This window comes from Massiliimalia massiliensis (assembly GCF_900155615.1).
Taxonomy (GTDB): Bacteria; Bacillota; Clostridia; order Oscillospirales; family Ruminococcaceae; genus Massiliimalia; species Massiliimalia massiliensis.
The window spans coordinates 764,988-787,376 of record NZ_FUHT01000003.1; the positions used below are offsets into that span (position 1 = coordinate 764,988).

The window sequence follows — 22,389 nt, forward strand, 5'->3', positions numbered from 1 at the left end:
TTAGGTATAATTAAGACTATATATAAATAATAAAATTGTCTCCCCGTATGATTTCAGATTGGGACATGATCCGTTGATGTTTTAAAATCCGGCTATACGGGAAAGGTGTTTTTATATAGTGCGCAATTAGCCGCAGGAAGGATATCAAAATGAAACAAAACTATTCCGATTTTCAGATCAGAGCAATGGAAAAGGTAAAACAGCTTTGGCACATGTATATCGTAAATCCTGAACCTGCCCGGCTGGAACACGCGTTTAAAACGATGCCGGAAAATCTGCTAATGATTGGAACAGGACGGCATGAGTTCTATAAAAATTTAAATGAGTTTCTTACGGGAATGAGTTCAGATCAGATTGAGGCACGGGATATCCAGTTTGAATTCCAGGACGAATGGTACGACGCGTTAAAGATCAGTGACGATATTTGTGTAGTGTTTGGAAGCATCTGGGTGAGGGAAAAGGTAATGCCCGGCAAGGCGGTTTTGGTGGATATGGAGGGCAGCCGGTTTACCATTGTCTGCCGCGATTTGGGCGAGCAGGTGGAAATTTGCAGTATCCATCATTCCATGCCTTACCTGGATCAGGGGGAGACGAGTATTACCCGAAATCCTTGGCCTCACTTGCAAATGAAGCGATTAAAAAGAACAAAATCTTGGAGCGCCGGGTAGAGCTAGACCACCTTACTGAGCTTTATAACCGGGTATATATGGAATGGCATATTACCCAGGCGATTAAAGAAGAGGCCGGTTACTTTTTTATTTTAGACCTGGATGGCTTTAAAGATGTCAACGATTCTATGGGCCATTTGGCCGGAGATCAGGTGATCCAGGAGTTTGCGCGCCTGCTGAAAACTGTTTCAGACCCTTCCGCGATTTTGGGCCGTATGGGCGGGGACGAATTTGCCGTCTGGGATAGCAGCCTTCAGAGCAGAGAGGAAGCGGAAGAACGCTACGCCGCTATTGCAGAGGGCTGCCGGGAGCTGACTCAAAGGCTTGGAGTACTGGTTAGCTGTTCGGCTGGGATTGCCTCCGGCTGCAGAACCGGCGAGGATTTTGCTTCCCTCTATCAGAGGGCTGACGAAGCACTCTACCATGCAAAATCACAGGGAAAGGGCTGTTTCTGCTGGGCTGCGAGGAAGGAAAACTAAGAACCCTGATACGAGCTTGCTGCGAAGGAAAAGAATGTTTCCGATCTTTTTCTGCTAACGCGGAGAAACGGTGTAACACCACAACTTATCAACAGCGCGATAACACAGGATAGAGGTTTTTAACAATGGTACTACAGAAAAAAATACTGGTTGTGGAAGACAACCAGATTAACCGGATGATGCTGTGCGGCATTTTATCCGCCGAATACCAGGTGTTGGAAGCGGAAAACGGGCTGGAAGCCCTTTCCTTATTAAAAGAGCATAAGGAAGAGATAGCGCTGATCCTGCTGGACATTGTGATGCCCGTCATGGATGGGTATACCTTTTTATCCCATATGAAGGCAGACCCGGCTTATGCCTCCATTCCTGTAATTGTTACGACTCAGAAGGACGGGGAGTCAGACGAGGTGACAGCCCTGTCCCATGGCGCTACAGATTTTGTGACAAAACCCTATAAGCCGCAGGTGATTTTGCACCGTGTGGCTGGAATGATTAACCTGAGGGAAACAGCCGCCATGATCAATCAGATCCAGTATGACCGGCTGACCGGGCTGTATAATAAGGAGTTCTTTTATCAGCGCGTGAGGGAGACCCTTTTGCAGAATCCCGGCAAGGACTATGACATTATCTGCTCTGACATAGAAAATTTTAAGCTGGTAAACGATATTTTCGGAGTTTCCGCCGGAAATCGGCTGCTTTGCGGAATTGCGGATATGTATACCAGGCATGTGGGAAAGCATGGAATCTGCGGACGTTTTCATGCGGATCAGTTCGTCTGCCTGGTAGAACGGCAGTCGAGTTATACGGACGATCTGTTTGCAGCGAGCAGTCTGGAAATCAACGAGTTTTCCAGCGCCAAGAATGTGACAATGAAATGGGGAATCTACGCTGTCGTCAGCCACGGCGTTTCAGTGGAACAGATGTGTGACCGCGCGCTTCTTGCGGCGCGCAGCATCAAAGGGCAGTATGGAAAATATTTCGCAATGTATGACGATACGCTGCGTGACAAGCTGCTGCGGGAGCAGGCGATTACAGACGGGATGGAAGCCGCCTTGATGCAGGGGCAGTTTGAAGTTTATCTCCAGCCGAAATACCGGATCAGGGATGACAGACTCGCCGGGGCGGAAGCACTGGTGCGGTGGAACCATCCGGAATGGGGACTCCAATCACCGGCGGTTTTTATTCCGTTATTTGAAAAAAACGGCTTTATCACCAGACTTGACCAATTTGTCTGGGAAAAGACCTGCGCCGTATTGCAGGAATGGGAAAAGAAGGGATATCCGGCTGTGCCGGTTTCTGTCAACGTTTCCCGGGCAGACATTTATAATGCGGATATTGCTGAGATCCTGATGAAAACTGTGACTCAATATGGGCTTTCTCCTTCCCGGCTCCATCTGGAAATTACGGAAAGCGCTTATACGGAAAACCCGGAACAGATTATCAACACGGTTACCCATCTGAGAGAGCTGGGCTTTGTCATCGAAATGGACGACTTTGGCAGCGGCTATTCCTCGTTGAATATGCTCAACAAGATGCCGCTTGATATCCTGAAGCTGGATATGAAATTCATCCAGAGCGAGACTGCCAAGCCGGTTAACCAGGGAATTCTCCGCTTTATCATGGGTCTTGCCCGATGGATGAACCTGAGTGTTGTCGCTGAGGGTGTAGAAACGAAAGAACAGCTTGTACGGCTGCGGGAAATCGGGTGCGATTATGTACAAGGGTACTATTTTGCAAAGCCTATGCCTCTTTCAGAATTTGAAAGCCTGATCAGAGAACATGGCGTTGCCGAAAAAAGAGAAGAGGAAAATACGGCTATTCGCAGAAGAAAAGAAGCTGAACAGCTTCTTTTAGTGGTTGATGAGGACGCGGAGTACCGAAGTGATGTGCGAAAGGCATTTAAAAACCAGTATCAGGTAGTAGAACTGCCGGATATTAATTCGGCGCTGGCGCGTGTTGCGAGATATGAGCAAAAGCTGGCTGCGATCATCCTTAGTCTAACTCTGCCCGAGCGGGAAGGCTTTTCTATTCTAGAGCTACTCCAGCGTGAAAAGACGATTTGGAATATTCCAGTTATTGCTACCGGGCCGATAGACGAAGCGCTGGAGGAAAGGGCGCTGAATATGGGGGCTGATGATTACGCAGCAAAGCCGCACCGGATGGGAAGCCTTCTCAGACGGGTACAGCGGACAAAGGGACTGAACGCTTCCTGGAATCGGGAAAAGGTGCTTCGTGATGAGGCTTATCAAGATTACCTGACCGGACTTTTAAACCGCAGAGGGCTGAAATATGCGCTTGAGTCGCTCCGAAAAGAGGACATGCCGGCTGCATTTTTTTTGCTTGACTTGGATAACCTGAAGCAGGTTAACGATACCTATGGGCATGCCGGAGGCGACCGGTTTATCAAAATGTTTAGCGACCTGCTGCGTTCCTATACCAGGGCTACCGACTTCGTCTGCCGGTACGGCGGGGACGAGTTCGCCGTTGTGATGAAACAGATGGGATCAGCCCAGATCGCTTGCAAGAAGGGTGAAGAAATTTGCCGTGCGATCCGGGAAAGCTGTTTTGTGGAAAGCATTCCAGCCGCTGCTTCGGCCGGAATTGTGCTGTGGGATTATGAGGAGCCGCTCGAAGAGGTTTTTGAGCGCGCAGACGCTGCGCTTTACCGTGCGAAGGCTCAGAATAAAGGCGGGTGCTGTCTGTGGGAAGGATGAAAAATATGAAAGTTCAAAGGTCGGCTTCAGAAACGCTGCTGGATTTTTGTGCGGCATGGTTTGCCCAACGTGACGCTGTGGGAACGCTGGCGTTTTTTACCGAGGATGTGGCGTTTGTCGGAACCGGAAAAGATGAATTTGCCCAGGGGCTGGAGGAAATGGAGGATTATATCCGTACAGATATCAAAGAGATTCCTGAACCCTTTACCTTTACCTGCAGCATCATTCATGAACAGAAGATCTCCGATGAAATCTGCAGCCTGTCCTCTGAATTATCACTGAAAAATACGATGTACACCTGGCATCTGCGCGGGTTTTATACATTGGTTCTCGTGCAGGGGAAATGGCGGATCAAAAGCCTCCATTACGCTGAGCCGGGAAACAGCCAACGGCAGGGGGAACACTATCCCTGGACTCTGGTGATGGAGCAGATTGCAAGGCAGCGTCAGGAACTATTAAACGATTCCCTGCCAGGCGGTATGATGGGAGGATATATAGAAGAGGATTTTCCTTATTATTTCATTAACCGTCAAATGCTTCAATACCTCGGATACGAGGATGAAGAGGAATTCGTTTCGGATATTGACGGAAAGATCTCCAACTGCATGCATCCGGATGACCGGCGGATCGTGGATCTGGCGGTAGCGAAGCAGCTTAAGGATCATGGAGAGTATGTGGTAGAATACCGTATGAAGAAAAAGGACGGTACCTATATCTGGGTTCATGATCTGGGCAGGCCGGTGACAGCAGAGGACGGCAGGCAGGCGATTGCATCAGTTTGCATCGATATTACCGCCCAAAAACAGGCGCAGGACGAGGTGCTGCACCTATATAATAACATTCCGGGCGCTGTATTCCGGTGCCGGTTTGATGCAGACTTTTCCATGATCAGCGCGAATGACGGGCTCTTCGATTTTCTTGGATATACAAGAGCTGAATTTGAGGCGATGGGAAATAAAATGTCTGCCGTGATCTATCCGGACGACCTAAAAATCATGGCGGAGAAGCTGAATGCACAGCTTCAGCATGACAATACCATACATAACGAAAACCGTTTGATCTGTAAAAACGGGAAGATAAAATGGGTCTCCATTAAAGCCCAGCTTTTCACAGAAGAGGACGGGCAGAGGTACTTTTACTGTGTATTTGTGGATATTACAGAAGAAAAGCAGCTTCAGGAACGGGTTAGGGAGCTATATGAAAAGGAACTGATCTATTTTGCGGAGGTGTCGGCCTCTGACGGCAGTATCCAGGGACGCCTGAATATCTCAACCAACCGGGTGGAAAGCTATATCGCAACCTCGGATGTGGCAGTCGCCATGGTCGGGGATACCTATGAGAAAACGATAGAGAATCTTGCCGCTTCTGCCGTTGATACTGCTTACGGAGAGGAAATACGCCGTTCTCTTGACCGGCAAAAGGTGATAGAGGATTATGCCGCGGGGAAAGTAGACTATCATTTTGATTTTCTGCGCAGGCGGAACGGCGGAGGCGTTTTCTGGGGCAGCACAAGCCTGCGCGCCTGCCTAAACCCAGAATCCGGCGATATCGTGATTTTTTTCTATACCTTTGATATTACGGAACAGAAGCTACAGGAGCTGTTGCTTAGTCAAATAGCCCACCTGGATTATGATGTGATCACCGAAGTTGATCTTTGCAGCGGAAAGCACCGTTTGATCTCGTTTCATGAAAAACAGAAGAAAATGATACTGCGTGAGGGGGATTTCCAGCAAGAAATTCGCCGGCTTTCCAATCGTTATATGGAGGAAGAGGCCCGCAGGAAATATCTCGAGAATTTTGACTTTGATTTTATGAAAAAACAGTTGGCCGAGAAACCGTTCTATTCCTTTATTGTCGAAATGATCGATGATGAAGGGAATGTCCGGGTTAAACGCTTCCAGGTGTTCTATATCAGCCGGGAGCTCGGCCGGGTATGCATGACACGTACAGATGTGACCGATGTTGTCCGGCAGGAACAGAGGCAGAAGGAAGAACTGGCGGCTGCATTGGTAGCCGCAGAGCAGGCCAATGCGGCAAAGAGCGATTTCCTGTCCCGCATGAGCCATGAAATCCGTACTCCGATGAATGCGATTATTGGTATGAGCACCATTGCTTCCCAGGCGGTCGGAGACGAGGAGCAGGTAGCGGATTGTCTGTCTAAAATTGGCATTTCATCCCGTTTTCTTCTGTCCCTGATTAACGACATCCTCGATATGAGCCGGATTGAAAGCGGAAAGATGCTGCTCAAAAATGAAAAAATTCCTACCGAGGATTTCCTGGTAGGGATCAATTCCATCTGCTATTCACAGGCAGAGTCCAAGGGGATTGACTATGAGTGTATTATTGATCCAGTGCTGGATGATTACTATATCGGCGATGCCATGAAATTGCAGCAGGTGCTGATTAATATCCTGAGCAATGCAATCAAATTTACCGGAGAAGGCGGTAAAGTCATTTCTGCCGAACAGCGGAGAAGGACGAAAAACGACGCCGAGCTGCGTTTTATTGTCAATGATACGGGCGTTGGAATGAGCGATGATTTCCTTCCGCATATTTTCGAGCCCTTCTCTCAGGAGTCTACCGGAACAACCTCCCTGTATGGAGGAACCGGGCTGGGGTTGGCCATTTCCAAAAATATTGTCGATATGATGGATGGAAAAATTACTGTACGCTCTATTAAGGGAATTGGCACTGAATTTACAATAGATGTAAAGCTGGGTATCACAGAAGAAAAGCTGCGCCATAACCAGAAAAAGCAGAATCTGCATTTCTCGCATTTGAAAACATTGGTTGTGGATGACGATGTAGCTGTCTGCGAAAGTGCGGTTGTCACACTAAAAGAAATCGGAGTTACCGCTGAATGGGTAGACAGCGGGCGCAAGGCAATCGAGCGGGTTCAAATACTCTGGGATATCGGCAAATATTTTGATATGATCCTGATCGACTGGAAGATGCCGGGAATGGACGGGATTGAAACCGCGCGCAGGATTCGGGATATCGTAGGGCCTGAGGTGACAATTATCATTATGACCGCCTATGACTGGATTTCGATTGAGCATGAGGCGAAGCTTGCAGGCGTAAACCTTCTAATGAGCAAGCCTATGTTTAAGTCCTCGCTGGTTTCCGCATTTACGAAAGCCCTGGGAGAAAAGGAAGAACAGAAAGAACAGGCCAGGAACTCCGATTACGATTTCACTGGAAAACGCATCCTTCTGGCAGAGGATAACATCATTAACACTGAAGTGGCGGTTATGCTTCTGCAAGGAAGAGGATTTGTCGTAGACGTCGCAGAAAACGGCCTGCGTGCCATGGAGCTTTATGGAAAATCCGAATCAGGATATTATGACGCTATCCTGATGGATATCCGGATGCCCATCATGGATGGCTTATCTGCGGCTAATAATATTCGCCATCTGAGCAATTCTGATGCAAGAAAAATTCCAATTATTGCGATGACGGCTAACGCATTTGATGACGATATCGAAAAGAGCAAAGCTGCCGGAATGAACGCCCATCTGGCAAAACCAATTGAGCCGGAACGGCTGTTCCAGGTGCTTTACGATTTTATTTACAGAAAAGAAGAATAATTTACGGGTAGATTGAGACGTTGTGTGACAGAAACTGCCCGGCAAACTGGATTAAATTCCAGAAAATGTAATAATCCTAAAAACGGATATTAGGAGGTCGGACATGAATTTGGATCACCCGCTGTCCATGGATCAAATGCTGGCGGTGCTGGACAATGCGCCTGTAGCGGTTTATGTTAGTGCGGCTGAAACCTTTGAACTGCTCTATGCAAACCGGGCTGCTAGAAGCTTGTTTTTGTGCCAGATGGATTCGCCTGGGCTCGCTTGTTACCGCGCCGCGGGCTTTGATGCGCCATGCCCGTTTTGCCGTACCGGAGAGATGAGTAAAACAGATTTGTCTGTCCGGGAATTTTATCATCCCAAGCTTCAGCGAACCTTTCAGCTCAATGGAAAGCTGATTGATTGGGCAGGAACGCTGGCGCATATTGAATATATTTTGGATATCACGGAAGAAAAATGGCGGCAGGATCAGGAAAAGACAGTAAAAGAACAGCTTGAGGCAACCTTTAGCAATCTTCCCTGCGGGTTGTGCGTTTATCAATTTGACGGGGAGAAGCTTTCTCCTATTTTCCATAATCCGGCTTTCTATCGTATTATGGGGTATTCTGCCGAGCATATCCGATTGTTGGAGCAGGAAACGAGCTTTCTGGGAGTCCACCCGGATGATCTTGTTTCAATGAAAGCAAATGTAAAGGGATTTATCCGGCGGGACGGCCTTTTGCAGCAGACTTACCGCTTTTGGAATGACGACAAGAACGAATACCGATGGATCAGGCTGGAGTGTTCTGCCAAAAGCCGGGAGGATGGCGCCAAGCTCCTCTACGCTGTTTATACTGACGTAAGCGAACAAATATATTTGGAAAAGGAATTGGCCGGCGCTAATGAAACGATGCAGGATATTATCAATTCAATTCCCGGCGGCGTTGCAATCTATAAGGTATCCGATATCTTTGAAACGGTCTATTTCTCTGACGGCGTGCCGGAATTATCCGGATATACAGCCGAAGAATATAACGAGCTGATCAAGCGGGATGCAGCCGAGATGACCTATTGGGAAGATACCGATATGGTTGTGGAACAGGCAAAGGGTGTCATTGAAACTCATGAAGCTGCTGTGTTTGAGTTTCGTAAGCAGCATCGGGATGGGCATATCGTTTGGGTACGCGTACAAATGCGCTGGCTCGGGGAGGAAAACGGTTTACCGCTGCTTCACTGTGTGTTTTACAATATTTCTGATCTCAAAGAAGCGCGGCTGGAAATGGATCATCTTGTCAATTCGATTCCTGGCGGGATCGCCAGCTATCTGATAGAAGGTGACCGGTTCATTCCTACCTTCTATTCGGATGGCGTGATGGCGCTTTCCGGCCATAGCAGGGAGGAATTTGACAATTTAGTACGGTACAATGCCCTTGATATGATCTATGAGCTGGACCGGGACAGAGTGCTGGCCGCGGCTAAGGCTGCAGTCAGCAGTGGAAGTGTGCTGGATGTGTCTTACCGGATACGCCATAAAGACGGAAATTTGGTCTGGATTCACTTAAATGGGCGGCGCATGGGCCCGCTTTCTGAAAAAACCCGGTTTTATGCTGTCTTTACCGGTATGTCGGCGGAGACCCGGCTGTTCCAGAGTATTGCAAACGAAACCGCGGACGGAATTTATGTGATTGACAGGAAGAATTATGACCTGCTTTATGTTAATGAATCCAAGGGTCTTTTTTTCAAAGATGAAAACTGTATTGGAAAAAAGTGCTATACTGCGCTGCACGGAAAGGACTCCCCCTGTGAGTTTTGTACTCTGAAAACTCATCCGGCGGATGGACAGGAGCATGAAATGCCGATGAAAGGCACCGGGCGGTATTTCGGCACCCGTTTCCGGCAAACAGATTGGAATGGGATTCCATCTTATGTCAAATATGTCCGGGATATTACGAAAGAAGTAGAAATCCGGAAGGAAAAGGAACGGCTGGAGCAGTATTTTGAAACTGTTGTAAAGAATCTGCCGGGCGGTGTTGCTGTAGTCCGGTATGAGCAGGACGGCAGCATGGCGCCGGAGTTCCTTTCTGACGGATTTGCCGCTATGACTGGCATGACCTATGAGGAGGCTTGGGCACTCTATAAGCAGGACGCGATGGCTGGGGTGCATCCGGACGATTGGCAATTTGTGCGCGAGCAGATGGACGCCTACATCGCCAGTCAAGAAAATCATTGGGAGATTGTATACCGGCTCAAGAAAGGCGGCGGCGGATACTTTTGGGTGAAAAATACCCTTTCCCTGATTCAGAATGAAGACGGCGAGAGCCGGGTTTATGCCTTCTATCATGATATGACCCGGGAACGGGAGGAACAGGAGCGGGTTGAGCAGCAGTATAATGACCTGATTATTCAGCATTATCGTGTACCAGAACCCAATGCGCTGATTATCGGCCACTGCAATATCACGCAGAATATCATCCTGGAAATTATTGACCATACAGATTCTGACCTTTTGCAGAGCTTCGGGTGGGTGAGAAATGATTTCTTTACCGGGATATCGAGCTTTATTGTCGACGAGACGGAGCGGCAGGAGTTTCTGAGCATTTATCTCAACGAACCGGCGCATGCCGCTTTCGACAGAGGTGATACCGAGCAGGTTCTCAGGTGCTTTGTAAAGCTTCCGAAAGACCCTCGCGGCCGATATGTTCAGGTGAAGATGAATATGATTTCCACGCCGAAAAGCGGCGATGTGACCGGAATTCTGACGATTACGGATGTGACGGAACAGATCATTTCTGAGAGAATCCTGCATCAGTTGTCCTTCAAGGGTAATGACTTTGTGGTGGATGTCGACTTGGCGAAGGATACCTATACGGTTATTTCCTGTAATCAGAATATCTGCCATGTACCCCCGCGGCATGGCCGGCACTCTGAATGGGTTCAGACAGCTCTGGAATCCAGAATTGTACCAAAGGACAGGGAACAGTATCAAAAAGGACTGGAGCCTGACCAAATGCTGGAGCGCTTGCGGAAGGAAAGCTCCTATGCCTTTTCCTATTCGATTGTAGACGATAATGGTGATATCTGGACGAAAAATATGACCGTATTCGCAATAGACCTGCGTTTAGGGCGGGTTTGCCTTTCCCGGACGGATATTACAGATTCTGTCCGGGAGCAGCAGGGTCTTCTGAATATGATGTCCTATACTTTTGAATTGATGGGTTTTATTAATGTTAGAGATAATACCTTTACGATGTATACCCGTCAGATTGTTTTGGAAAATTTGCCTCCGTATATTGTAAAGAACTATAATGACTCGGTAGGGCATTTTGTTGGGAACTATCATCTGGAGGCTGATCAGGAACAGGCGGAGCGGCAGTTTAAAATTAACGCTATTCTGCAGCGTCTTAGAGAAAGGCCGTCTGGCTATGACTTTGTTTTGCCGTATCGTTCAGGAGAAGAGCTGCGGTATAAACAGATCAATGTGCTGTGGGGAGATGATGCCCATCGAACTGTCTGCTTGGTACGGGCGGATGTGACTGATATGATCGCCGCAGAGCGGCAGACAAAACAAGCGCTGGAGGAAGCGCTGGCTTTGGCGGAGGACGCCAATCAGGCAAAAAGCGATTTCATGTCTGCTATGAGCCACGATATCCGCACGCCGATGAATGCGATCATGGGAATGACTGCATTGGCGGCTGCTCACCTGGACGACCGGGAGAGAGTAGGGGATTGCCTGCAAAAAATCTCTCTTTCCTCTAAGCATCTGCTCAGTCTTATCAACGATATCCTAGATATGAGTAAAATCGAACGTTCTAAAATCACACTGAACCATATCAGACTGTCGCTGCCAGAGATGATCGAACAGATATCTGCAATTATGGGGCCGCAGGCTAGGGCGGCTGGACTGGAGTTTTCCATCCAGGTAAAAGAAATTTGCCACGAGGCATTTTATGGTGATTCTCTGCGCATCAGCCAAATCCTGATCAACCTGTTGAGCAATGCGATTAAATTCACGCCGGAAGGCGGCAAAGTCAGTTTCCTGGCGGAAGAAATTCAGCTGCCGAGAGCTGAAAACCGGGTGAGATACCGGTTTACGATCAGCGATACGGGAATGGGAATGCCGGAAGAATTTATATCTCATATTTTTGAACCCTTTTCACGCAGCCGCGCCGCTGCCCGGATTGAAGGAACTGGCCTGGGACTCAGTATTACCAAAGGGTTGGTTGACCTGATGAACGGCAATATCACTGTCCGCAGCCAAGTGGGGCAAGGCTCGGTATTCTCTGTGGAGCTTGAATGTGAAACCGCCCAGGCGCTTCCAACAGACCGCCAAAAGGAATCTGGAACTATAAGCCCGGTAAAGGAAAAAAGCCTGAAGGGGCGCCGCTTCCTGATTGCGGAGGACAACGCGATTAATGCGGAAATCCTCTGTGAATTGCTTACCATGTATGGAGGAGAAACAGTAGTTAAAACGGATGGCCTTCAGGCAGTCGAGGAATTTCGCAGCGCGCAGCCCGGAACCTATGACGCGGTTCTGATGGATATCCAGATGCCGGAGATGAACGGATATGAGGCGACCCGTGCAATACGGGGAATGAGCCGTCCGGATGCAGGCAGGATACCGATTGTTGCGATGACAGCCAATGCCTTTTCCGAGGACATCCAGGCCTCTTTGGAGGCGGGCATGATCGCGCATGTGGCGAAGCCGATTGATCTTAATATGCTTTGGGATACGCTGGAGAAAGTGCTGACCGGAGTGAAAAAGTGACGCGATATAAAAGGCGGGGATGAACAAGTCCCCGCCTTTTATATCATCATCGCAAAGCAGTGTAAAACAGAGAGAATGTGGATCCGTTTTTTCGTTTATCCTACCTCGGGCGGAGAAATAGAATCAACCTAAACAGCAAAGAAAAATCTACGAACAAGCAGAAACGTTTGTTATTGATCTTTCGGAAAACTCGTAAAAATATGGTATTATGTAACGGCAAGATGATTTCTGAAATTCTTGTTCTCACCACAAATAACACGACGGATTAAGCAAAAAATACTAGAAAATATTGATGCCTGCAACAGGATACGGAATATCTGTACTGTACGTTATTCAAATCGGCCGGCGAGGGCTTGTCGGTCAAACAGGGATGTGTTTATACATTATGGATCACTTTAAATTAGTATCAAATTATCAGCCTGCCGAATAGCCAAGCTGACCGAAGGCGTAAAGCGGGGAGATAAGGAACAAACCCTGCTGGGGGTGACGGGTTCTGGGAAAACCTTTACTATGGCCAATATTATCGCGCAGATGAACCTGTCAATATTTTCTGCCTGTGTTTCCTGCTCCTGTCCGTAATCATCAGATAGCATTTGTAATCTGCTGTTGGATACTTTTCCGCCCGCGTTCTCCTCATAAATACGCTTGAATAGCCGGTTAAGCTATGCCATACAGGGGAGTATTCGCAGCGACGTTTTCATTGAGATATAATTTGAGATTTTTATTTCTATTTAAGCTACAGCGTTTATGCTATAATAATATAAAGATGAACTGTTTTTCTCCAAAATGATTAAGAGGCAAAGAGGAGTGTGCAATATGAGACTGTTACTGGCCGAGGATGAAAAAGCATTGTCAAAGGCACTGAACGCCATTTTGGAAAGAAATAATTATTCTGTCGATGCAGCCTATGATGGCCAAGAAGCGCTGGAGTATTTAGAGGCGGATAATTATGATGGCGTTATTCTGGATATTATGATGCCAAAGGTGGACGGCATCACAGTACTGAAGGAGATTCGAAAGAAAGGAAATCTGATTCCGGTATTGCTTTTGACTGCAAAATCCGAGGTGGACGATAAGGTTATTGGTTTGGATGCCGGTGCAAATGACTATCTTACAAAGCCCTTCAATTCAAGAGAATTGCTGGCTCGTATTCGGGCAATGACACGAACACAGGCGGTTCAGGCGAATTCCCAATTGAAAATTGGAAATGTCACTTTGGACCGTGCAACGTATGAACTTTCTACCGCATCGGGAAGCTACCGGTTGGCAAATAAAGAATTTCAGATGATGGAAATGCTGATGAGTAACCCCAAAAACCTGATTTCTTCTGAACGGTTTATGGAAAAAATTTGGGGGTACGACAGCGAAGCAGAGATCAATGTGGTGTGGGTATACATTTCCTATCTGCGTAAAAAGCTGGCTGCTTTGCATGCGGATATCCAGATTAAAGCCATGCGGAATGCCGGATATACATTGGAGGAAATAGTATGATACGCAAACTGCGCGTTAAATTGATTCTCGCCTCCATGTTGTCGTTGCTGCTGGTGCTGACGATTATTTTTGGGGTCGTAGGCGTTTTGAATTACAGAAAAATTTTGGCGGATGCTGACAGTATTTTAGCTATTTTGGAGGAAAACGACGGGAATTTTCCGGTTGGTGAACATCTGAAAGATGATTTTTTCCTGTCAGATGATCTGCCGAAAGGTGACCGCCGCTCTTCTCCTGAACTGCCCTATGAATCCAGATATTTTTCGGTATTCCTTACCGAGGACGGAACGATTGTGTCTGTGAATACAGGGAAGATTGCGGCGGTAGATACACAAACGGCTATTGAATACGCTCAGTCGGTTTTCGGAGACGGACCTTCACGGGGATTTGTAGGAGATTATCGATACACCATATATACATCGGAACATGAAGTCCATATTATTTTTCTTGATTACGGACGGGAAATGGGTTCTTTCCGAACCTTTTTAGTTACAGGCGCAAGCGTTGGCCTGATCGGTTTATTGGCTGTGCTGCTATTGCTGATTGTTCTTTCCGGCCGAATTGTGAAACCTTTTTCAGAAAACTATGAAAAGCAAAAGCAATTCATTACCGACGCTGGACATGAGCTGAAGACGCCGTTGACCATCATAGATGCAGATGCAGAGGTACTGGAAATGGACATCGGGGAAAATGAGTGGCTTCACGATATAAAAAGTCAGACCAAGCGGTTGACTCAGTTGACTAACAGCCTGATTCTTCTGTCACGTATGGAAGAACAGCCCCAGGTGGAAAAAATTGAATTTCCCATTTCTGATCTGGCAGAGGAAGTATTAGAAACATTTCAGGCGCTTGCAAAAACGCATAACAAAATGATTTCAGGGCAGATCGAGCCTATGCTTTCGATGACTGGGGATGAAAAAGCCATACGGCAGCTGATTACCATCCTGCTGGACAACGCGGTGAAGTATTCTGATGATAGAGGGGAAATTGAGCTTTCCCTGAAAAAGCAAAAAAATATGATTCACCTGGGTGTATTTAATACAGTGGAATCCATTTCCAGAGAGGATCTGATGCATTTATTTGACCGCTTTTACCGCGCAGACAAATCGCACAATTCCCAGACCGGCGGTTATGGACTTGGGCTTTCTATCGCGTCGGCCATTGTTAATACGCATAAGGGAAAGATTACGGCAAGCACACAAGACGGAAAATCTTTGCTGATTATGGTTACGTTTCCTATGAGCTGAACAAAAAATAAATCGCTGAGAAAAAGCGCTATTCTTTGGTGAATAGCGCTTTTTTTGTACAATTTTATAACCGAAAAATAGATTTTAAGTTGAATTAAGTTTCTGTTTTAAGTTCATCTAAATATCGAACAGTATACTTTGAACATAACAAAAAGATTTTCCGTACAAAAAACGGGTGAACGTATGAAAGGAGTGCAGGTTATGTATAACGAACAGAAATACAGACCCATGGACCATATGTCAGAATTTGAACAATCGGGATCTCCGATTCCCACGAAAAGAAAGCAAAGAAAAGGCGGAATCTTCAGAAAATCTGCCGCGTTTGTTTTGAGCGCCGTAATTTTCGGCGGACTTGCCGGCGGAAGCTTTTATGGAGTAAACGCGCTGCTTGGTTATACGGAATCAGCCGTGGCTGAAAACCAGACGGCCGAACAGGACAGTGCTGTTTCGCTTTCTGCATTGTCCTATATATCTGAGACGACCAGCCAGTCTTTGGATGTAAGCGGAGTTGCAGTCCAGGGACTTTCCTCAGTGGTCTCGGTGACTAACATCTCCGTCCAGGAGGTGCAAAACTATTTTGGACAATTTGGGCGAAACGGGCGGGGCCAAACGCAGCTGCAGGAAACCACCAGCTGTGGTTCGGGCGTGATTGTCTATTCCGGTGATTCGGAGCTTTACATGGTTACCAATTATCATGTGGTGGAAGATGCGACAACATTATCAGTAACGTTTGTGGACGACGAAACCTATGAAGCACAGCTGTGCGGCTATGATGAATCCATGGATATTGCGCTGCTGAAGGTTTCGGTTGACACATTGTCTTCAGACACGCTTTCCCAGATTTCCATTGTTTCAATTGGAGATTCGGACGAATTGGCAGTTGGGGAACAGGTTGTCGCGATTGGAAATGCTCTTGGGTACGGTCAATCCGTAACTACAGGCATCGTCAGTGCACTGGATCGGGCTGTCAGCACAGATACCGGTTCCTCTACCTATATTCAGACAGATGCAGCCATCAATCCCGGCAATAGCGGCGGAGCCTTGCTCAATATGAACGGCGAACTGATCGGGATCAATACGGCCAAGGTTTCTTCTACGGAGGTTGAGGGCATGGGGTATGCCATCCCTATTTCCCAGGTGCTGGATCTGATCGAAGCTTTGATGGACTGAACGCATAAATAAAGAAAGGAGCAGAAGAATGGCATATCAAGCAACATTCAAGCGATATGAAATCAAATACTTGCTTACGCCTCGGCAAAAAGGCGCGATTTTACTGGCAATGAAGCCCTATATGAAACTTGACAGCTATGGACGCACTACGATCCGAAATGTCTATTATGATACGGATACCTACCGTCTGATTCGGCGCTCTCTGGAAAAACCGGCATATAAAGAGAAGCTGCGGATCCGCAGCTATCAGACTGCGGCGCCGTACGATCCGGTATTTGTGGAACTGAAAAAGAAATACAAGTCAGTGGTCTATAAGCGTCGGCTGACTCTGCCGGAAATACAGGTCAGAGAAAGTTTCCAAAACGGTTCTCCCCTTCCTGTCCGTTCTCAAATAGCGGATGAAATCGAGTATTTCCGCTCCTACTACGAAGGTCTGCGTCCAACGGTGTTTCTGTCGTATGAGCGGGAGGCTTTCTATGCGCTGGATGGCAGCGATTTCCGTGTGACATTCGATGAGAATATCCTCTATCGCGAAGAGGATCTATCTCTTGGCAGCGAGACGTATGGGACGCCGCTGCTTGAAAAAGGACAAACGCTGATGGAAATTAAAACGGCAGGAGGACTCCCGCTTTGGATGAGCCATGAATTAAATCAGCTCAGGGTTTTCCGTACATCGTTTTCAAAATATGGGCTGGCATATCGGCGCATGATGATAAGGCCCGCAATGGAAGATTCAAGGAGGAGTTGTCATGTTTGCTAATTTGTTTCAAGGATTGTTTGACACAGAAATGACCAGTGTCATTCCTTTCACCGATTTTCTTCTTTGCGTTGTCAGCGCATTGGTTGCAGGGCTGATATTGGCTGTCTTCTATATGTACAGAACCAGATATACCAAAAGCTTTGTCGCAACGCTTGCGCTTCTACCCGCAGTGGTCTGCGTGGTAATTATGATGGTGAATGGGAATGTGGGTACCGGCGTCGCGGTTGCCGGAGCATTCAGTCTGGTTCGCTTTCGATCCGTACCCGGTTCTGCAAAGGAAATCGGAGCAATTTTTCTTGCCATGGGTACCGGATTGGTTATTGGCATGGGATACCTCGGCTATGCGTTTCTGTGTACAATCCTCCTCGGCCTTGCCAGCGCTCTGTATAACCGTTTGGATTTTGGAGCAAAAAAGAAAACTGCACTGTATAAAACCCTTCACATTACCATTCCGGAGGATCTGGATTACACAGATGTTTTCGAACCGATTCTGAAAGAATATGCGTCTGCCTGTGAACTGACAATGGTAAAAACCACAAACATGGGAAGCCTGTTCCGCCTCACCTATAACCTTACACTGAAAACCACGGCAAAAGAAAAAGAATTGATCGACAGACTTCGCTGCCGCAACGGGAATTTGGAGATTACTATCTCCAAACAGGAAACGCCAATCGGTGAATTATAAAGGAGGTGTCTATATGAAAAAGATAGCAATCTTATTGTTGCTTCTCATGGTTATTCCTTCACTTTCTGCATGCAGTTTCGCAGGTGTTACTGTTACAGAATCTGAAAACGGATCCTCTGAAGAAAGCCAAACTGAAGCAGTGTCAACAGCAATTTCATCGGAAATGTTTACGGATAGAGACTTGGAAATTGGTTATGATGAGGAAACCAGCACACAGATCACCCTTTCGGGCGGCAGCGCTTCCAGCGATTCGGACGCCGTTCAGATTTCCGGAAGTACGGTTACCATTACGGATGAGGGTACCTACATCCTTTCCGGAACATTGAATGACGGCATGATTGTGGTCAGCGCCGAGGATACGGACAAAATTCAGCTCGTGCTGGATAATGTAGAAATTACAAGTTCTGATTCAGCAGCTATCTATGTTTTGGAGGCAGATAAGGTATTTATCACTACTGCGTCCGGCTCAGAGAACAGTTTAGCTAACGGCGGGGAATATGTGGCCATCGATGACAATAACATCGACGCAGTAATTTTTTCCAAATCTGATCTGACCTTAAACGGCGCAGGAACACTGACCATCAACGCTGCCGCAGGCCATGGCGTTGTTTCCAAAGACGATCTGGTTCTTACCAGCGGCGCCTATACTATTACGGCGGCAAGCCAGGGCCTTTCCGGTAAGGACAGTGTTCGGATCGCCAACGGGACATACACGATTACATCTGGAAAGGACGGAATCCACGCGGAGAACACAGACGATGCCAGTCTGGGATTTCTCTATATTTCAGGCGGAACCTTTACCATTACGGCGGAAGGCGACGGCATGAGCGCCAGCGCTTATCTGCAGATAGAGGGCGGTACCTTTACTGTTACTACAGGGGAGGGAAGCGCCAGTGCCACGATGACTACGGATACCATGGATTTTGGACAGCGAGGCGGTTCCCAGAGTGAAACCACTACGACAGAGGAAGACTCGGCCAGCCAGAAAGGAATCAAGGCTGATGGCGCTGTCACAATCACAGGCGGAAGCTTTGTGACAGATACGGTGGACGATTCCATTCACGCAGGCGGTGATATTCTCATTTCAGACGGTCAATTCGAACTGAGCAGCGGTGACGACGCCATACATTCGGACGCTGGTGTTACCATTCAGAGCGGTACTTTTACCATAAGCTACTGCTACGAGGGAATTGAAGGCTTGTCAATTACCATTGATGACGGAACCTTTGACATTACTTCTGTGGACGATGGCCTTAATTCTGCCGGCGGCACAGACAGCTCCGGATTTGGCGGTGCGCGTCCCGGACAGGAGCAGTTCTCTGCTTCGTCTGACAGCTTTATTACCATTAACGATGGGAATTTTGAAATCGTTTCTACCGGCGACTGCATTGATTCCAACGGCGCTTTGACTATCAATGGCGGTACCTTGAACCTTACCTGCAACGGCAATGGCAATACAGCTCTGGACTGTGACGGAACCTACGCCAATAACGGCGGCGATGTTACCACCAACGACGGCTCAGAAAACAATCCGGGCCAGATGGGCGGCGGTACGCCAGAGCAAGGCGGAATGGGCCGGGGCCGCGGCGGATTTTAAATGACAGCTCCTGTCCGGACATATATTTTGGGCAGGAGCTGTCATTGTTAAATTAAGAAATGGGCGAAGGGAGGTCAAAATATGCAGCCTTTATGGATCGCTTTGATTCCGGCATATCAGCCGGCAGAACAACTCATTCCGCTTCTGAAAGAGGCAAAAAACGGTGGGTTTCAAATCGTTGTTGTCGATGACGGCAGTGACGAAAATTTCAAAAAGGTGTTCCAATCCGCTGCCCAATATGGAACTGTGCTCCGTCATGCACAGAATAAGGGCAAAGGGCGAGCCATTAAGACGGGGCTTTCTTTTATTCAGAATTATTATCCTGCGGAGTGCATCATTGTTACCATGGATGCTGACGGGCAACACTGCGTTGAGGACGCCAAAAGAATTTGCCGGATTGCGCAGGACAATCCGGATGCGCTGGTGCTGGGCAGCAGAAAACTAAAGGAAAATGTTCCCTTCAGAAGCCGGTTCGGAAATACAGTGACCAGATTTGTTTATTTTATTTCAACCAGACAAAAGGTATGGGACACGCAAACCGGCCTTCGCGCTTTTTGCGCGAAGCTGATCCCGCAGTTTCTCACCATTTCCGGGGAACGGTACGAGTACGAAATGAATGTGCTGCTGACCTGCTCACGGGCCGGCATTCCGATCCTGGAGGAGGAGATCGATACGATTTATATCGACGGAAATGCCTCTTCGCATTTTGATACAGTGAGGGATTCCTGTCGTGTGTATAAAGAAATCCTGAAGTTTTCAGCGGCTTCTCTCATCAGTTTTTTGGTGGATTATGGATTATACAGTCTTCTCACCCTATGGACATTCGGGCTAGGGAGTATCCAGAGACTTGTACTATCGAATATCGGTGCACGGATTATGAGCGCATGCGTGAATTATACCATCAACCGCAAGCTGGTGTTCCAGAGCAAAGCGCATGTTGTCCGCTCTGCTGTTCAGTATGCTGTATTGGCAGGTATGATTTTGGCTGGCAACACCTTTGTTCTGGGGCTTCTTGCGGATTGCCTGGGGATAAACCGGTATGCGGCTAAACTTGCCACAGAACTGTTTTTCTTTCTGATCAGCTGGCTGGTTCAGCGGAGGGTTATTTTCCGGGAAGGGAAAAACGCAGGAAAATCTCAGAAAAATTTTAAAGAAGAGGGATGAAATTCAAATGTTCATACGGCGACACTGGTGGGCCATTGTCTATAGCCTGTTTCTGGCTGCCTTTACGGTCTACCTTGCTATGGATACGTTTGTGATCTCCAGGGCATATACGGTGGTGACCGAAACAGAAAGCGGAAGAGAGAGCACTGCCGCAGCCGATACGGAACAGAGCAATGAAACGGGTTCCGATACGGAGGCTGTGCTGTCCGAAACTTTCTACCGCGATGAAAATATTGAAATTACAATTACGGAATACCGGGAATACGATACCTCAATTTTTGTTGCGGATATTGTGCTGTCCTCTCCGGAATACCTTCAGACCGCATTTGCAAAAAACGCTTATGGACGCAATGTGACGGAAAAGACTTCCGAGATTGCGGAAAGCGCAGGCGCGATTCTGGCTATTAACGGAGATTATTACGGCGCACAGGAAGATGGATATGTTCTCCGCAACGGAGTTCTCTACAGAAGCACTGCTGCGGCTGGTCAAGAAGATCTGGTGATCTACGATGACGGAAGTTTCGCTGTTATTAACGAAACGGATATTACTGCCGAGGAACTCCTTGCGAACGGCGCGCAGCAGATCTTATCGTTTGGCTCTGCCTTGATAGAAGATGGAACAGTGGTTGTTTCAGAAAATGATGAAGTCGGAAAAGCCAAAACAAGTAATCCCCGTACCGCTGTTGGCCTCATTGATGATCTCCACTATGTGTTTGTAGTCTCCGACGGAAGAACGGATGAAAGCGCCGGCCTGTCCCTGGCGCAATTGGCGGAATTTATGAAAGAGCTTGGCGTCGTGACCGCCTACAATCTGGACGGCGGGGGTTCCTCTACCATGTATTTTAACGGTCAAATCATCAACAACCCGACTACCAACGGACGAAGCATCAAGGAAAGGAGCGTGAGCGACATTGTCTATATCGGTTACTAACCACTCCGATAGAAGCGCGGCAAAGACGGGATTTGTCTATTTGTTTGTTTCTTTGTTCTGTATCCTGTTTGGCGCTGTCTACGAGCATTTCAGCCATGAGGTATATTCCTATTATATGCTCTATGCGTTTGTATTTCCTTTAGTTGGCGGCATGCTGCCTTTTTTCGGAATCGCTTTTTGCAGAATGCCTATACCGAACAGGGCGTCTTGTAATTTGTACCACTCTGGCATAGCGGCGCTGACAACAGGCAGTCTGTTTCAGGGGGCACTGGAGATTTATGGAACAACTAACCATCTTGTTAAAATTTACTGGTGGATTGGAACTGCATTCGTCTTAGCGGGAATAGTTTTCTATATTGTATGTATCAGAGGAAAAAGAAATAAAATGTAAAAAAATAGGGAATGATAATCTTGACTTATGAAGAATACTATGGGTGTCAGCTTGACGGCCTGAAGCGTGTAGAGCAAGTTTTACTGGATATTATTCGCAAATATCCAACGCAAAGTTATCCAAATGGGGTAGAGCCGGTTTTGTATTGTAAAACCAGAATCAAGGAACCGGAAAGCATGATACGAAAGCTGGAACGCCGGAAAATTCCGGCGGATGGGGTTACCGCCCTTGAAATGATACATGATGCTGTTGGAATGCGGATCGTGTGCTCTTTTTTAGATGATGTCTATAAAATTGCCAGTTGGTTAAGGACATGCCCTGAATTTGAGATTATTGAAACGAAAGATTACATTGCCTACCCGAAGCCCAATGGGTATCGCAGCCTGCATTTGGTTTTATCTTTCCCTTCAGTATCCAATCAAAAATTTATGGCAGAGATACAATTGCGGACGATTGCCATTGATTTTTGGGCAGCCTTAGAACATCAGATGAAGTATAAGAAAAACATTGAGCACGAAAAAACGATTCGCGGTGAATTAAAACGCTGTGCGGACGAGATTGCTTCGGTGGATATTTCGATGCAGACTTTACGAGACCTGATTCTTAACGATCAATGGAATTAAAAAAACAACCTCAATATCTTGCTTATTAAATATTGAGGGCGAAAAGTGGATCAGATGACGCATTAGTTGTATGTTGAAGAATTGAAAAATATGGGGTTTTGTGGTATACTAAAACATTGACAAAGCGTTTCGAAAGAGGTA

The 22,389-nt window shown here is 47.2% G+C and carries 14 protein-coding genes and 1 pseudogene; all 15 read left to right on the top strand.

The window, feature by feature from the left end:
* Positions 1–149: 149 nt before the first annotated feature.
* The 15 genes and pseudogenes from CZ360_RS14245 (at position 150) to CZ360_RS07805 (ending at position 22,248) form a co-directional block, all read left to right on the top strand.
* A complete protein-coding gene (locus tag CZ360_RS14245) occupies positions 150–668 on the top strand; it encodes a nuclear transport factor 2 family protein (RefSeq protein ID WP_229408015.1) in 519 nt (172 codons plus the stop codon).
* A complete protein-coding gene (locus tag CZ360_RS14250; protein WP_229408016.1) occupies positions 653–1,147 on the top strand; it encodes a GGDEF domain-containing protein in 495 nt (164 codons plus the stop codon). The genes CZ360_RS14245 and CZ360_RS14250 overlap by 16 nt, the downstream gene beginning before the upstream one ends.
* A gap of 125 nt (positions 1,148–1,272) precedes the next feature.
* Positions 1,273–3,861 (top strand): EAL domain-containing protein, encoded by a 2,589-nt coding sequence (locus CZ360_RS07745; protein WP_077533578.1) that lies wholly within the window; start codon positions 1,273–1,275, stop codon positions 3,859–3,861.
* A 5-nt stretch (positions 3,862–3,866) separates the two neighbouring features.
* Complete coding sequence (locus CZ360_RS07750) at positions 3,867–7,448, top strand: response regulator (RefSeq protein WP_143530191.1); 3,582 nt, start codon at positions 3,867–3,869, stop codon at positions 7,446–7,448.
* A 103-nt stretch (positions 7,449–7,551) separates the two neighbouring features.
* The gene (locus tag CZ360_RS07755) at positions 7,552–12,192 is read left to right on the top strand and encodes a hybrid sensor histidine kinase/response regulator (RefSeq protein ID WP_077533580.1); all 4,641 of its coding nucleotides are present in this window, start codon (positions 7,552–7,554) and stop codon (positions 12,190–12,192) included.
* A 385-nt stretch (positions 12,193–12,577) separates the two neighbouring features.
* A pseudogene (locus CZ360_RS14255) lies at positions 12,578–12,729 on the top strand (DEAD/DEAH box helicase family protein); the annotation flags it as partial.
* A 279-nt stretch (positions 12,730–13,008) separates the two neighbouring features.
* The gene (locus tag CZ360_RS07760; RefSeq protein WP_077533581.1) at positions 13,009–13,683 is read left to right on the top strand and encodes a response regulator transcription factor; all 675 of its coding nucleotides are present in this window, start codon (positions 13,009–13,011) and stop codon (positions 13,681–13,683) included.
* Positions 13,680–14,927, top strand: a complete 1,248-nt coding sequence (locus tag CZ360_RS07765; RefSeq protein ID WP_077533582.1) for a sensor histidine kinase — start codon at positions 13,680–13,682, stop codon at positions 14,925–14,927. The genes CZ360_RS07760 and CZ360_RS07765 overlap by 4 nt, the downstream gene beginning before the upstream one ends.
* Positions 14,928–15,128: 201 nt before the next feature.
* On the top strand, positions 15,129–16,097 hold the full coding sequence (locus CZ360_RS07770) for a S1C family serine protease (protein WP_077533583.1): 969 nt from the start codon (positions 15,129–15,131) through the stop codon (positions 16,095–16,097).
* 28 nt (positions 16,098–16,125) lie between these two features.
* The gene (locus tag CZ360_RS07775; RefSeq protein WP_077533584.1) at positions 16,126–16,857 is read left to right on the top strand and encodes a polyphosphate polymerase domain-containing protein; all 732 of its coding nucleotides are present in this window, start codon (positions 16,126–16,128) and stop codon (positions 16,855–16,857) included.
* Positions 16,847–17,542, top strand: a complete 696-nt coding sequence (locus tag CZ360_RS07780; protein ID WP_077533585.1) for a DUF4956 domain-containing protein — start codon at positions 16,847–16,849, stop codon at positions 17,540–17,542. Before CZ360_RS07775 ends, CZ360_RS07780 begins: the two co-directional genes overlap by 11 nt.
* A gap of 13 nt (positions 17,543–17,555) precedes the next feature.
* A complete protein-coding gene (locus CZ360_RS07785; protein ID WP_077533586.1) occupies positions 17,556–19,139 on the top strand; it encodes a carbohydrate-binding domain-containing protein in 1,584 nt (527 codons plus the stop codon).
* Between the two features lie 81 nt (positions 19,140–19,220).
* Positions 19,221–20,303 (top strand): bifunctional glycosyltransferase family 2/GtrA family protein, encoded by a 1,083-nt coding sequence (locus CZ360_RS07790; RefSeq protein WP_077533587.1) that lies wholly within the window; start codon positions 19,221–19,223, stop codon positions 20,301–20,303.
* 7 nt (positions 20,304–20,310) lie between these two features.
* Positions 20,311–21,234, top strand: a complete 924-nt coding sequence (locus tag CZ360_RS07795; protein WP_143530192.1) for a phosphodiester glycosidase family protein — start codon at positions 20,311–20,313, stop codon at positions 21,232–21,234.
* Positions 21,235–21,645: 411 nt separating this feature from the next.
* Entirely contained in the window at positions 21,646–22,248 is a 603-nt protein-coding gene (locus CZ360_RS07805; protein ID WP_077533800.1) for a GTP pyrophosphokinase, read from the top strand.
* Positions 22,249–22,389 lie beyond the last annotated feature (141 nt).